The sequence below is a fragment of the Geodermatophilus chilensis genome (assembly GCF_002802985.1).
Lineage (GTDB): Bacteria > Actinomycetota > Actinomycetes > Mycobacteriales > Geodermatophilaceae > Geodermatophilus > Geodermatophilus chilensis.
Genome location: NZ_NVPT01000147.1, coordinates 1 through 13,382, shown reverse-complemented (window position 1 = coordinate 13,382; position 13,382 = coordinate 1). Strand labels below are relative to the sequence as shown.

Sequence of the window (13,382 nt, the reverse complement as noted above, 5' to 3'; positions counted from 1 at the left end):
CCTGCGGCGGCCGCGTGGGTCGGGCATGACAGGCACGAGCAGACCGGCGACACTGACATCCGAGCTCCTGGTGAGGGCTGGACGGTGTAGGAACCACCCGCCCTACCAGGAGCTCGTCACGTCACCGGACTGCCACGCCGCCGCCTCACCGAGTTTCGAGACGCGTTCTGAGGCAGCTGCCACGGATCCGGACTCGACGGCCGGGGCCGGGTCGCCGAGCCACCCGGAGCCGGCTCAGTGGTCGCTGCCCTCACGCAACTGGTCGGGGTGGATCCGACGAGCGACCAGGTCCGCGGCGAGGTCGTCGGCTGTCCGGTCGGTGGCGTAGGCGTGGGCACGGAGCAGCGCGAGCGCGTCCGGGAAGGGCACGTGCAGAGCGGACATGACCATGCCCACGGCCATCCAGAGCCGGCTTCGGCGGCGCGCAGCCGGGGTCCTGACCCAGACCGGCTCCTCGATCGAGGGCCAGGGGGACCAGTCGCCGGCCGACCCGAGACGCTCGGAGACCAGGCCGGCGACGAGCCTGGCCTCGAAGGGGTCGATCGCGGTCGCGCCGTCGGGGTCGGTGGAGAACAGGTCCATGCCGGCGACGCCCTTCAGTGGGTCGGGCAGGGACAGGGCCAGCACGCTGCGCATCGGCGTCTCGGTGACGAGCAGGTCGTGGAAGATCGGCCACCGGCGTGCCAGGAGCTCCTCGGTGGCGAACATCGGGTACCGCGACTCGGCCGCGAGTAGGCATGGACCCGTGCCGGCGGTGAACTGCAAGGACTCCGCCAACGACGCGACCTCGGTGCTCGCCGCCAGGGGTGTCCGGAGGTCTGGGCCCCGGTGGATGCTCAACCCGACGCCGTCGACGGGTAGCACGGCGGCGGCAGCCCGAGCCAGTCGGACCGGCAGCAGCTCCGGATCATCGTGTTGGGCGCTCGACTCGGCGTCCACCGCCTTCGTGAAGCGACTGGCGGTGTCCACAGTTGGCCCCTCGAGGTCGCCCCTCCGGGGTGCTGGGCCCCGGTAGCGGCGGCACGCTGTCAGGTGGCGGACGGTGCCCGCATCCGGTCGCGGCAAACGCCCGACAGCTCACCCCTCTCCACTGCGGTCCTCGTTCCGATCGGCATCCGAGCGTGCCGGGTGTCCGGAGTCGAATTCGACGGCACGGTGATGGGCCGGCAGTCGGCGGGCGGGCTGGCTCGCCTGTACCCGTCATGACGATGGGCGGGCACCCGATCAACGGCACCTGACACCGCCCCGGAGCGCTCAGCGAGCGGTCGAGTCGGCCCTGCGGGGACAGCCGTCATCGTTCAACCGCTGTGAACGCCGCATTTCATGTTTTCTCAGGAGACGGGATCCGCGTATAACGTTCTACCGGCAAGACGTGACTTCCACTTAACATCTCGTCGTGCCGGAGTGGGATGTGACCGCGCTGGCGGTCCTGCACGACTGCAGGGAGACGCTGGAAGAGCGCGAAGTCGTGCGTTGGCTGCGCGACACGACGCGGGCGATGTGGCGGCCGAACGCCGAGCGGTACGAGCCGTCGTACCTGTTCGACACACCACGGGGTATCGCCGGCCTGGCGTGGGAGAACATGCGTGAGCGCATGCTCGCGGAGTACCGAGCGGCCCGCTCACCGTGGCGCACACGCGGCGTGCGCGTGACCGTTCCGCACGGTTCTCTGCTGCTCCAGGTCGGCGACCTGGCCGTGCACGTGGTCAAGGCGCCCGGCGTGGGACTTCGCGAACCGGAGTGGACCGAGTTCGGCTGGAACACCAGCGTCACGCGTCGCGCAGCCGCCGCCCGGAACGCCGGGATCGACGCGTTGCCACCTCCGCCGATCGAGGGGCAACTGGCTTTCGACTTCGAGATCCCCTGGTCGGGGGCTTGTCCGGTGTGGCGGGACTTGTTCTTCGTCTGGGCGGGGGACGCCATGGGACTGACCGCAGGCTGGCTGGGTCTGCCGAACCTGGGTCGGCCGCGATGGTTGGCCGTGACGCCGCTGTGGCGCGACGGTGCAGCCCGTGTCGACGCGGCGACGGACGACGTCCCCTGCCTCCCCACCGGTGCCGCCTTCTCCGAGCGGGACGTCCCCGAGGCGCCCGTGTCGCTCAAGCGGCGGCCGCAGGAGGCCGCGCGTTGACCGATCAGCCCACGTGGACCACCGCCGCCAGGCGACGCCGCGGCTCGGGGGTTGCCGAGGACTTCGATGGCCGTCGCCTGGCTGTCGCCCGTCGACTGGCCTGCATGCCGCGGTCGGAACTGGCCCGGCGCATCGAGGTCACCCCTGCCGCGGTGACGCAGTACGAACGCGGGCTGTCCCGGCCGACGACGACCGTGCTCGCCCGGATCGGCCTCACCCTGGGCATGCCGCGGGAGTTCTTCTCCCGCGCGCTGGACATCCCCGAGGTGCGCTCCTCGACCGCTCACTTCCGATCGCTGCGAAGCACTCCGGCCAACCGACGCGAGCAGGCGCTGGCCTTCGGAGAGCTGGCGCTGGCGGTGCTCGACCTCGTCGAGCGGTACGTCGACCTCCCCCCGGTTCGCCTCCCGTCGATCGACCTACCGGCGCAGCCGTCCGAGGCCGACATCGCAGACGCCGCGCGGCGGGCCAGAGACGACCTGGCGGTCGGCACGGAGCCCGTTCCCCACGTGGTCCGCCTGCTGGAAGCGCACGGTGTGCTGGTCGTCCGGCTGCCGGCCGAGGGCTTCGATGCCCGGGTGGACGCCTTCTCGTCCTCCGAGAGCGCCTCCGGTCGGCCCCTGGTGGTCATGTCCCCGATGAAGGACGACAAGGCGCGTAGCCGCTTCGACGCCAGTCACGAGCTCGGCCACCTGCTGATGCACGCCGGGGTCGAGCCGGGATCGAAGGTCGTCGAGTCCCAGGCCATGTCCTTCGCGGCCGAGTTCCTCATGCCGAGGGCGGAGATCGAGAACAGCCTGCCGACGCGCATCGACTGGCGGACCTTCCACGAACTGAAGCGTCACTGGGGAGTCAGTCTCAAGGCCCTCGTCTACCGGGCGCACACGCTGGGACGCCTGTCGGATCTCTCCTATCGCCGGGCCAACGACCAACTGGACCAGTGGGGCCATCCGGAACCAGGACCGCTCGGCCCTCCCGAGAGCCCCAGCGTCCTGGGAGCCGCCGCCGAACTGCTGGAGCAGAGCGGAACCCCCCTCAGCTCTCTTGCCGAGGCGGCCCGCATCCCTCAGGAGTCGGTGCGCGCAGTCGTCGCCGCGGGGCGGACCGACAGACCGAGGCTGACCATCGACTCCTAGCGCATCCGTTCCTCGAGGCAGTGGGCGTCGGAGCCCCGGCTTCCGCGCAGCTGACCTCCCGGTGCATCAGTCGGTGCGGTCGCCTCGGCGGCGGCGACGGCGTCCTCACGGCTGGTGAACGGCCCTGCGGTGCGGGCGTCGGCGCGGCAGGTCCACCGGTAGCCGTCGGGGGTTTGCTCGATGAGGTAGCCCTCCGGGTCGGCCGGCCCGTGGCCCGGGCGTTCGAATGGGTCGGTCATGCGAGCTCCACGTTCTTGAAGCGCACTCCGGCGAACGCGCCGCCGAGGTGGACGACGGGCACGGGGCGGTGGGTGGCGTCTGGGACGGTCACGGTCTCGCGCCAGCCGGCAGTCGGCGAGCGCGTAGGACTGGAGCAGGACGGACGCCGGGCTGATCCCGCGGCGGTCGAGCGCGTCGATCATCGGCCCCATCGCGTCGCTGCTCTTGGCCTCGGCGCACAGGAGGACGCGGTTGCCGAACTCGGTGAGCACCTCCTCGAACAGTGGGGGGCGCAGCCCGTCGGGCCAACCTCCGCCGAGGATGGCCGAGGCGTCGATGTCGAGCTGTTTCCAGGACACCGACGTGTGATCGGCGACGTTGCCGCTGGAGGTGGTCATGCGGTCCACGGTGCCGTCGCGCATGACGCCCAGGCCGCCGTCGGCGAGCGTGGACACGTCTTGTTCGATGACCGGCAGGCCCTGGCCCACCGCGACCCGATAGCCCTCCATCGTGTGCTCGGGCACCTGCATGGCCCCGCCGCGGTGGGCGATGACGAACGGCCGGCTGAGCTCGGCGAAGTCCACGGGTGACCCTGAAGTCCTGGAGGTCCCCTGCCGGGGAGCGCCGTTCCGGGCTGAAAATGGTGCGCGGCCGCCCGTTGACGTCGTGGTGGCATGGTCTGTGAGGCCGTTCTGAAGTCGGGCGCCGGGAGCTGTGCTGTGGGCCGTTGCGTGTGCTTCGAGCACGAGGATTAGATTCGCCGTTCCCTGCAGCTCCTACGGGTGGCCGCCTCCGGTATCACCGAGGAGGCGAGGACGATGCAGGTCGAGACCGACGAGCCCGAGATCATCGAACGGATCGCGGCGCTGGATATCAGCAAGGCCGAGGTGGTGTGCTGCGCGCGGGTACCCGGTCCGCGCGGGCAGCGGATGCAGGAGGTCCGCACCGTCTCCACGATGACCGCCGCGCTGCTGGCGCTGGGCGACTGGTTGGCCAGCCTCGGGGTGACCCGCGTGGTGATGGAGGCGACCAGCGACTACTGGCGGCCGCCGTTCTACTTGCTGGAGGACCGCTTCGAGACGTGGCTGGTCAACGCCAAGGACGTCAAGCACCTGCCCGGCCGGCCCAAGACCGACCGGCTGGACGCGGTCTGGCTGTGCAAGGTCGCCGAGCGGCAGGTGCTGCGCCCGAGCTTCGTGCCGCCGCCGGCGATCCGGCAGTTGCGGGACCTGACCCGCTACCGGGTCGATCTGCTCGCCGCCCGGACGGCGGAGAAGCAGCGGGTGGACAAGCTGCTCGAGGACGCGCTGATCAAGCTGGCGGTCGTGGTCAGCGACCCGTTCGGCGCCTCCGGGCGGGCGATCATGGCCGCGCTGATCGCCGGGGAGCGCGATCCGGCGGTGCTGGCCGACCTGGCCCGCGGCAGCCTGCGCTCGAAGACCGCCCGGCTGACCGAGGCGCTGACCGGCCGGTTCACCGAGCACCACGCGTTCTTGCTGACCCAGATGCTGCGGCGGGTGGATGCGATCACCGCCGACATCGCCACCGTGCAGGACCGCATCGACGCCCAGCTCGGCGAACTGGCGCCCGCGGTGGCCCGGCTTGATGCGATCCCGGGGGTGGGGCCGGTCGCCGCACAGATGATCCTCGCCGAGATCGGCACCGACATGACCCGGTTCCCGACCCCGGCGCACCTGGCCTCTTGGGCCCGCTTCGCGCCGGGAGTCAACGAGTCCGCCGGTCGCAAGACCGGCAAAGCCGGCACGGGCGTGGGCAACCGCTATCTGGCGCGCATCCTTGGCGAGGCCGCGGTCAGCGCCGCCCGCACCGACACCTTCCTCGGCGAGCGCTATCGGCGGATCGCCCGACGGCGCGGCAAGAAGCGGGCGATCGTCGCGGTCGGCCGCTCCATCCTGGTCATCATCTGGGCGCTGCTCTCCGACGAGGAGGCCCGGTTCGTCGATCTCGGTCCGGACTACTACGCCTCGCGCGCCAATCCCGAACGCAAGGTCCGCCAGCACGTCCGGGAATTGCAGGCCCTTGGCTACTCCGTGACCCTCAACCCCGCCGCCTGACACCACCGACGAGCCTCGCCGCGGTCCTCCCGACTCCGGCTCGGGACGCTGCCGCATGCCTGGTGACCTGTGATTTTCGGATTAGATGCTGCGGCGGGTGGATGCGATCACCGCCGACATCGCCACCGTGCAGGACCGCATCGACGCCCAGCTCGGCGAACTGGCGCCCGCGGTGGCCCGGCTTGATGCGATCCCGGGGGTGGGGCCGGTCGCCGCACAGATGATCCTCGCCGAGATCGGCACCGACATGACCCGGTTCCCGACCCCGGCGCACCTGGCCTCTTGGGCCCGCTTCGCGCCGGGAGTCAACGAGTCCGCCGGTCGCAAGACCGGCAAAGCCGGCACGGGCGTGGGCAACCGCTATCTGGCGCGCATCCTTGGCGAGGCCGCGGTCAGCGCCGCCCGCACCGACACCTTCCTCGGCGAGCGCTATCGGCGGATCGCCCGACGGCGCGGCAAGAAGCGGGCGATCGTCGCGGTCGGCCGCTCCATCCTGGTCATCATCTGGGCGCTGCTCTCCGACGAGGAGGCCCGGTTCGTCGATCTCGGTCCGGACTACTACGCCTCGCGCGCCAATCCCGAACGCAAGGTCCGCCAGCACGTCCGGGAATTGCAGGCCCTTGGCTACTCCGTGACCCTCAACCCCGCCGCCTGACACCACCGACGAGCCTCGCCGCGGTCCTCCCGACTCCGGCTCGGGACGCTGCCGCATGCCTGGTGACCTGTGATTTTCGGATTAGCCGCCACGCGGCCACGCGGCCACGTGGCCACGTGGCGCAGTCCGCACCGGACGCCGACGGCAGATGCGTCCGGGGATCACGAGCCCCCGACGCGGCGGTACGCAGACACGTGGTGCGGCCAGTAGCGGACGTGCGGCGGCAGGGCCGGGAGTGCGGTCCTCATGGCGAGGCGGGCGGCGCGGAAAGCCTGCCGCTCCGGCCAGCCCCAGCTCAGCCCATAGCTGGCACGCAACCGGGGCGGGAGCAAGCCCGCGGTCAGGACGCCGGCCACTGCGTCGGCACCCTGGAGCAGGGGTCGTGGAACCCCGCGGACCGAGGCGGTGAAGATGGCCACAGCGAGCCTGCGCGCTTGCGGCCCCACCTCGAGCACCGCGTCGTCCATCGACGCCATGTACTCGGTGAACTCTCCGTGACTACCCAGTAGCAGCTCCTGCGGTACGCCGAGAAGCCCGCCGATACGGGACATCTCGGCCTGGTAACGAGCCCGGCGCTCGGGGGGCAGTGGCGCGACGAACCCGTCGTAGAGCTCGAGCGCCGTCCAGACCAAGGTGGCCAGCACCCACAGCGCCAGCTGTGGATCGTCGGCCCGGTACTCCGTGCCAGCCGGGAAGGCGCCTGCAGCGTCGCTGGTACACCCGGTCACTCGTCGGTGCCGCGACCGGATCCGGGCGGCTGCCTTGGCGGCCTGGTCACGGTCGCCAAGGTCATGGTCAGTGTGGCGTCCAGGGTGGTGCGCAAGCGATGCACCGGTCGGACACGGAAGTCGCTGTGCTGGTCGACGCCGGCAGCGACCAGCGGATGTGCGATCTGCATCAACAGGGCGGCCGGACCGGCCAGGATCAGCACTCTCTCCCGGCCGATCCGCCAGGCCTCCGAACCTGGACCGAACACGCCCAGGTCGCCCGGCGCACCCGGGGCTGACTCCGGCGGGAACAGGGAGGCGAGGTCGGCCCCCGGCCACACGCCGCTTCCGAATCCCGAACGATGCATCATCAAGGCCACTCCACGAGGGCTCCGCAGCAGGCTGCCGTCTCTGCCGGTGGCTTCAGGATGTGGCGAACCAGCCCCGTCGGCCACTACGCCTGACCGCCATCGTCCAGGGCAGCGGCTTCGGCCGTCGGCGGGTCGAGCCACGTGAGGGTCCACAACGCGTCCGCTCTGCTGACGGTCATCGCTGACGCGGCGGCAACCTGGGCCGACCAATCGATGATCGCCACGTGACCGGCGCCCTCTGAGGTGATCGGGTCAGCCTGCAGCAACGGCGAGCACAGCTGCTGCTCGGTCCAGCAGGGCGTCACGGAATGGCGGTCCCACGGTCAGACGGCGACGGCTTGCCGGATGCCGGCGGGTTGCTGTGGTCGGTCCTCGCCGTCGGGCAGGTCACGCGGGCAGAGCTCATCGAGGCGCCGGTTCCAGGGCTCACGGATCCAGTCGGGCCAGAGGTCGAGCAGAGGGGCGACGCGCAGTCCGAGAACCGGGTGGACTGCGGCCAGGTGCGTGGTGACGGGCAACGGGTGAGCAGTGATCACCGGGGCGTCGACCGGCCGTGGCAGCGTCGGGAGACCCTCGAGGGCGCGGATGCTGTCGATGGCCGTGAGCAGCAGGTCCCGGAGCTGGGAGTCGCGGGTCGGCCCCTCTGTCCTCGAGGCGATGGACCGCAGGTGCATGTGCACGAGGTGTCGGGCGGCCCGGCGCCACCTGATCCGGTCGACGATGTGGCGCGGCCGGGGTTGCCGCTCCAGCTGCTGCAGCACCGGGTCGAGGTCCGGGTCGACCCGGAGCTCCGAGCGGGCCGACTCGATCAGTGCGGTGATCACCGCGGTGTCGCGGGTGAGGTCGGCCGACAGGTGGGGACCGCAGACCGCCCAGGGGATCAGCGGCGCCAGGTCGGTTCGCGCCTGCGGGCTGGAGAGGTCGTTGACTCGGCGGGCGATCTGGCCGAGGACCGGGGGGATGCTGGTGGGGTGGTCGGTCCACTGGTGGGTGCTGAGGGTGGCCGCGACCTCGGCGAAGCAGCCGCCGGCGCGGGGATGGGCATGACTGCCTGGCGCAAGGACCGGCATGAGAACCAGGCGTTCATCGCTGCGCATGGCAGCCTCCGGGGCAACATCCGTCGGCGCAGAACTGCACGACCAGTGTGCTCGGCCCCGGGCCGCGTCGGCAGTGCCGGGATCCCGCCCATCGTGCGGCGGTAGGTCCCGGATGTGCCGGACCGGTCTGTCGTCGGCACGCGGTCGCCGATGGTCTGCACCTCGACCACCGGGCCTTCTCAGCACATCCCGACCGGCTGCTACCAGCCAGGCACTGTGATGGATGGCGTCGCCCGGGGTACGGGTTGTGCCGGGACCCGAGCAGCGACCGAGACGAGGTGAGCGGCGTGAAGGTCGTGGTCGTAGGAGCGACGGGCAACGTCGGGACCGCGGTCGTCCGCGCGCTGACGGCCGACGACAGGGTGTCGGAGATCGTCGGGATCGCTCGCCGGCGCCCGGAGTGGCAACCCCCGAAGACGACGTTCGTGGCAGCGGACGTCGCCGGCGACGACCTTGTCCCGCATCTGCGGGGAGCCGACGTCGTCGTCCATCTCGCCTGGCTGTTCCACCCAACGCACCGTCCGATGGTGACCTGGCAGGCCAACGCGGTGGGAAGCGCGCGGGTGTTCGCGGCCGCGTCGGCGGCGGGTGTCGGTGCCCTCGTCTACGCCTCGTCCGTCGGCGCCTACTCCCCGGGACCGGGCCGGCGGGTGGACGAGTCATGGCCCACCCACAGCGTCCCCACAGCGGCGTACGGGCGGGAGAAGGCCTACGTCGAACGGTTGCTCGACGCGTTCGAGGCCCGGCATCCCGACATCCGGGTCGTCCGGCTCCGGTCGGCGTTCATCTTCCAGCGGCAGGCCGCCTCCGAGCAGCGGCGGATCTTCGCCGGGCCGCTACTGCCCAACGCACTGGTCCGTCCGGGCCGGCTGCCGGTCGTCCCCTGGCCGGCAGGCCTGCGGTTCCAGGCGCTGCACGCCAACGACGTGGCCGAGGCATATCGACTGGCGATCGTCGGCGACGCGCGGGGCGCCTACAACGTCGCCGCCGACCCTGTCATCGACGCCGGATCCATTGGCGAGGTGCTCGGGTCGCGTGTCCTCCCGGTGCCCGGCCGCCTGGCGCGCGTCGGGTTGACGGCCGCATGGCAACTGCACCTTGTCCCAGCTGAGCCGCGGCTGCTCGACCTGGCGCTGCAGCTTCCGTTGCTCGACACCACGAGGATCCGCACAGAGCTCGGCTGGTCCCCCACCGTGTCCTCCGTGGAGGCACTGCGCGAGGTGCTCGAGGGCATGGCCGAGGGAGCCGGCGCCCGGACTCCACCGCTCGCCCCCGACTCGCCAGCCGGCCGGCTGCACGAGGGGGCGACCGGCGTCGGCGAGCGGTCGACCTGATCCATGCGGCATGCGGTCGTACACGAAGCAGTCGCCTACAGCGGCGGCGACGGAGAGATCGACGTCCTCCAGCAGATGCCGGTCGGACAGCGCTGACCAACGGATAGCCGCCCCGGTAGATCTGTTGTGGCGCGAGGCCATCAGCGGGCACCTCACCCGGACGCCGCGGTCGGCCAGGCTCGGGATCAGCGACCAGCGCTGGGTGTCAGCCCCTGGATGCCGGCACCGCCGTAGAGGTGCAGCCCGATCCTCGGTGGGGCCGTCGCGGGGCGACCCCCACTTCGACGTGTCCGAGGGCGACACGCTACATACGCACACGCCTGCATCCGCGGCGCTCCCCGACGACATCCGCGGTGAACATCTGATGAGGCGCCGAGGGGTCGGGAAGGCGAGGCTGTCGCAGCCGGCGGAGCGCTGGACCAGCGAGGGAGCGGGAACGTCGATCGCGGGCAGGCGGTGGTCATGTACCTCGGCCGTTGCCTCGTCTGGCCGATCCCGAGCCGTTCGAGGCGAGGAAGCTGGCGTCCAAGTGATGGCGGTCCGACCGTCGATCTGTCTCCGGCAGGGCCTCGTGCCTGCGCTTCACCTCATCGATCGCCCAGGCGGCATCGACCAAGCTGGTTTCTCCAGGTGGTGGGTCGAGCAAGAGGCGGTGTCACGCCGGGACCCCCGACTCCGCGTGGATGCGGGTGCGGAGAGCCGGATCGTCGACCTCCGCGGCCAGGGCGCGGGCGGCGGCGAGTGCCGGGCGGGATCCGGTCCGCGCCCGGTGCAGATGCGCACGCACGAGCAGGTCACGCATGCTGGCGCGACCGGCGAGCTCGATCAGCCGGTCGATCATCGGCTGGGCCGTCGCCGCACCGCCGGTCTGCAGTGCCACCGAGCACGCTGTGTCCAGCAGGCGGGCGTACGGCCACAGGTACCACGGCGAGGGCGCCAGACCGCGGTCCACCCACTCCTGGGCTCGGGAGGTCTGTCGAGCCGCGAGGGCCAGCCTGGCGTGGCCGTGCGCGACGGTCGCCATCCAGCAGTGGTCGACGCTCTCCGTGGCCAGGACCCACGCGTGGTCCAGCAGCTCACGGGCGACGGCGACGCACCCCGACCCGATGGCCGCCTCGGCGCGGAAGGCCTCGGGCCACGGCTGGAACGCCGTCCAGCCCTGCTCGCCGACGATGTCGAGCGCCGTGTCGAGGGGTGCGACGGCACGGGCGTGCTCGCCGCGCAGCACGTGGAGTCGGCCCACCATCGACAGGGACCACGCGACCTGCCTGGAGTCGCCGACGAGCCGGGCCAGGCGCACTGCCGAGGTCAGGGCGGACAGCGCGTCTCCGTAGTCCGCCCCGTCGGTCAGACACATCCCCCGGACGCCGAGCAGTCGTGCGCGTTCCCCGTCGTCGGTGGCGAGCCGTTCGCCCTCGTCGAGCCACACCAGGGCGCGGTCGTGGTGGCCACGCTGCAGGGCCAGGAATCCGAGCTCCCGGCAGGCCGCGGCGGCGAGGTCGCCTGCCTGGGCCTGCCGAGCGCAGGCCGCGGCGTCCTGCAGGAGGGCGCGCACCGCCGTGCCCCGCTCGCCGGCGCCGTGCACGCGGGCCCCGGCCAGTGCCACGAACGCGGTCGCGCGCAGGACCGGGTCGCCGAGGTCGACCGCCGTCGCCGCGGCTCGCTCGAGTTGCTCGATGCCGCGGTTCACGGCTCCCGCCGCCAGGGACGCCCGGCCGACGTCCAGGAGGGACCGCACCGCCGCCGGGCCCGAGGCCGGCCGCCGGTGCACGGCCGCCGGGCGAGCCGCGGCCACCACTTCGGCCGGCAGCGAGCACCCGAGCTCCCGCCGGAAGAGGTCCGCGCACCTCTCCGCCTGCCTCTGGGCGCCGAGGTGGTCACCGGCGGTGGCGAGGCTGCGGACCAGGAGGGCGTGGTGATCGGCGTTGAGGGGGTCCATGGCCACGGCCCGGGCGGCCAGTCGAGCCGCGCCACGGGCCTCACCGGTGGTGAGCAGGTTCAGTGACTGCTCCACGACGACCGTCTGGCCGCAGGTGGCGACCCGGCACCTCTCCGCGGCGAGCCAGGCCTCGAACGCGGGCGCGTCGGGTACGGCCACCCCCTCGAGCAGTTCCCGCCCGAAGCCGTCGAGCGAGAGAGCCTGCGCCGGGCTGCCCTCGGTGAGGAGGCGGACGTCGATGGCACATCCCGGCACTGGGGTCAGCACCAAGGGGTCGCCGGTCAGGGACGCGACTCCGCGCAGCACGCGGCGCAGTTCGGTGAGGTTCCACCGCAGGGCGCGCAGCGGGTCGAGGGCCTCGGGGAACAGCAGTGAGACGACCTGCTGGCGCGTCGGTGGACGCTCGGTCAGCACTAGGTAGGCCAGCAGTGCCCACGCCTTGTTGCCGCGCGGGGCGAGCGCGGGACGTCCGTCACAGACCACGTGAGGTCGGCCCAGGAGCCGGACGGCTGTGGACATGTGGACCCCCCAACACCGGCGACCGTAGGCCCTCGCGCTCGCCCCGTGCGGTGATCAGGCGGCGGCACCGGCGCGCCGGCGCCGCCACCCGGCGGCTACACGCCGGCGGTGGCCGTGAGTGCCTTTACGTCCGCAGTCGTGAGGCACTTCCCGCCGATGCCCCAGTCACCGCTGGCGACCTCCTCGACAACCACCCAGGTGACCCCGCGCATGGCTTCTCCCTCGATCGCCACCATGGCGTCGGTGAGACGTTCCACCATGGCCTGCTTCTGGTCGGACGTAAAGACGCCCTGGATGACCTTGACGTTGACGAACGGCATGACGTCCTCCTCGCTCGGGCCGCCTCATCGTGCGGCTGTGCCAGACCGTCCCGCCGAGGGGTTTGAGGATCCGTTTGACGCGCGTGACGGCGCCGAGCCCGATGCACCCCGTCCGGTCGGCACGAGCTCTGGTCGGTGTGGGCACGGCCCGCGGACGACTCGAGCCCCCCGACGGGGCGCGGGGTGACTCGGTGGCCGGAGACGACGAAGGTCCCGTGGTCTTCACCACGGAACCTCGCTGCTGTATCCGAGGGACGACTCGCTACATGCGTACACGCCTCCGCTGTCCGCGATGAGCGATCAGTCCCTCTGCACGACCTGTGGTCCTCGTACTGCAGCCGCATGTACCGGGCTTCTCGGGTGGCGTAGTGGCAACGGCGGGTTCGGGTTCGGTGTCTGCGGCGCCAGCGTGACCAGTGCAGGACCTGCCTCGGGTCGGCGTCGAGGTGCCAGACCAGGCAGGTGATGAGGTAGCGGATCTTGCGGATCGACAGCTCGGTCAGCTCGCCGTGCGGATTACAGATCCCCCCTGCTTTTGTCCTCCGTGGCGGCGCGGGTCTCGCGGAGGAGCATCTCTCCTCCCGGCGCCACGGCGGTGACGCAGGGCAGGCCGCGGCCGCCCGCCCCGTCCCGGTGTCCTGGGACGTATTCCGGCGCGACGCAGTTCGCACCGGACATGGCAGCCCTCCTCACCCTGCAGTTGGCACCGCCCGGACCCCTTTCGTCCGAACAGCGGCCGGCCGGGCTACTGCTGCAACCGGGTGAGGGCCCTCCGGAGGTCTGACAGCGCATCTCAGGCAGCTTGGCGGGTGGGGTAGCCGGCGTGGGTGAACCAGCCGGCGGCGTCGGCGGCGGTGACCGCGTCCAGCGCGGTGGCGA

At 71.7% G+C, this 13,382-nt stretch carries 10 protein-coding genes and 1 pseudogene; 5 read left to right on the top strand and 6 right to left on the bottom strand.

Annotation, left to right across the window (positions count from 1 at the left end; genetic code table 11):
- Window positions 1-234: 234 nt before the first annotated feature.
- Window positions 235-777 carry an ANTAR domain-containing protein gene (locus CNO22_RS20725; RefSeq protein ID WP_232807212.1) on the bottom strand — a complete coding sequence of 181 codons (543 nt, stop codon included), beginning with the start codon at window positions 775-777 and terminating at the stop codon, window positions 235-237.
- Between the two features lie 634 nt (window positions 778-1,411).
- On the opposite strand from CNO22_RS20725, the gene CNO22_RS28495 reads away from it, so the two are divergent.
- Both CNO22_RS28495 and CNO22_RS20720 read left to right on the top strand, forming a co-directional pair.
- Window positions 1,412-2,131, top strand: coding sequence for a hypothetical protein (locus CNO22_RS28495; RefSeq protein WP_198588479.1), 720 nt, complete (start codon window positions 1,412-1,414; stop codon window positions 2,129-2,131).
- 104 nt (window positions 2,132-2,235) lie between these two features.
- Window positions 2,236-3,267, top strand: coding sequence for a helix-turn-helix domain-containing protein (locus CNO22_RS20720; protein ID WP_198588478.1), 1,032 nt, complete (start codon window positions 2,236-2,238; stop codon window positions 3,265-3,267).
- On the opposite strand, the gene CNO22_RS20715 is transcribed toward CNO22_RS20720, so the two are convergent.
- Window positions 3,264-4,070: a glycerophosphodiester phosphodiesterase gene (locus CNO22_RS20715; protein ID WP_100501153.1), complete on the bottom strand. Its 807-nt coding sequence runs from the start codon at window positions 4,068-4,070 to the stop codon at window positions 3,264-3,266. The genes CNO22_RS20720 and CNO22_RS20715 overlap by 4 nt on opposite strands.
- A 234-nt stretch (window positions 4,071-4,304) precedes the next feature.
- On the opposite strand from CNO22_RS20715, the gene CNO22_RS20710 reads away from it, so the two are divergent.
- Both CNO22_RS20710 and CNO22_RS20705 read left to right on the top strand, forming a co-directional pair.
- Window positions 4,305-5,561, top strand: a complete 1,257-nt coding sequence (locus tag CNO22_RS20710) for an IS110 family RNA-guided transposase (protein WP_100501157.1) — start codon at window positions 4,305-4,307, stop codon at window positions 5,559-5,561.
- 97 nt (window positions 5,562-5,658) lie between these two features.
- Window positions 5,659-6,216, top strand: a complete 558-nt coding sequence (locus CNO22_RS20705) for a transposase (RefSeq protein WP_198588477.1) — start codon at window positions 5,659-5,661, stop codon at window positions 6,214-6,216.
- A 161-nt stretch (window positions 6,217-6,377) separates the two neighbouring features.
- Here the strand turns inward: CNO22_RS20705 and CNO22_RS20700 are convergent.
- A pseudogene (locus CNO22_RS20700) lies at window positions 6,378-7,114 on the bottom strand (oxygenase MpaB family protein).
- A gap of 503 nt (window positions 7,115-7,617) precedes the next feature.
- Entirely contained in the window at window positions 7,618-8,391 is a 774-nt protein-coding gene (locus CNO22_RS20685) for a hypothetical protein (RefSeq protein ID WP_157937037.1), read from the bottom strand.
- Between the two features lie 287 nt (window positions 8,392-8,678).
- On the opposite strand from CNO22_RS20685, the gene CNO22_RS20680 reads away from it, so the two are divergent.
- Complete coding sequence (locus CNO22_RS20680; RefSeq protein ID WP_100501149.1) at window positions 8,679-9,725, top strand: NAD-dependent epimerase/dehydratase family protein; 1,047 nt, start codon at window positions 8,679-8,681, stop codon at window positions 9,723-9,725.
- Between the two features lie 655 nt (window positions 9,726-10,380).
- Here CNO22_RS20680 and CNO22_RS20675 read toward each other — a convergent pair.
- Both CNO22_RS20675 and CNO22_RS20670 read right to left on the bottom strand, forming a co-directional pair.
- Window positions 10,381-12,147, bottom strand: a complete 1,767-nt coding sequence (locus CNO22_RS20675; RefSeq protein ID WP_100501148.1) for an AfsR/SARP family transcriptional regulator — start codon at window positions 12,145-12,147, stop codon at window positions 10,381-10,383.
- Window positions 12,148-12,278: 131 nt separating this feature from the next.
- Window positions 12,279-12,503, bottom strand: coding sequence for a tautomerase family protein (locus CNO22_RS20670; protein WP_100501147.1), 225 nt, complete (start codon window positions 12,501-12,503; stop codon window positions 12,279-12,281).
- Window positions 12,504-13,382 lie beyond the last annotated feature (879 nt).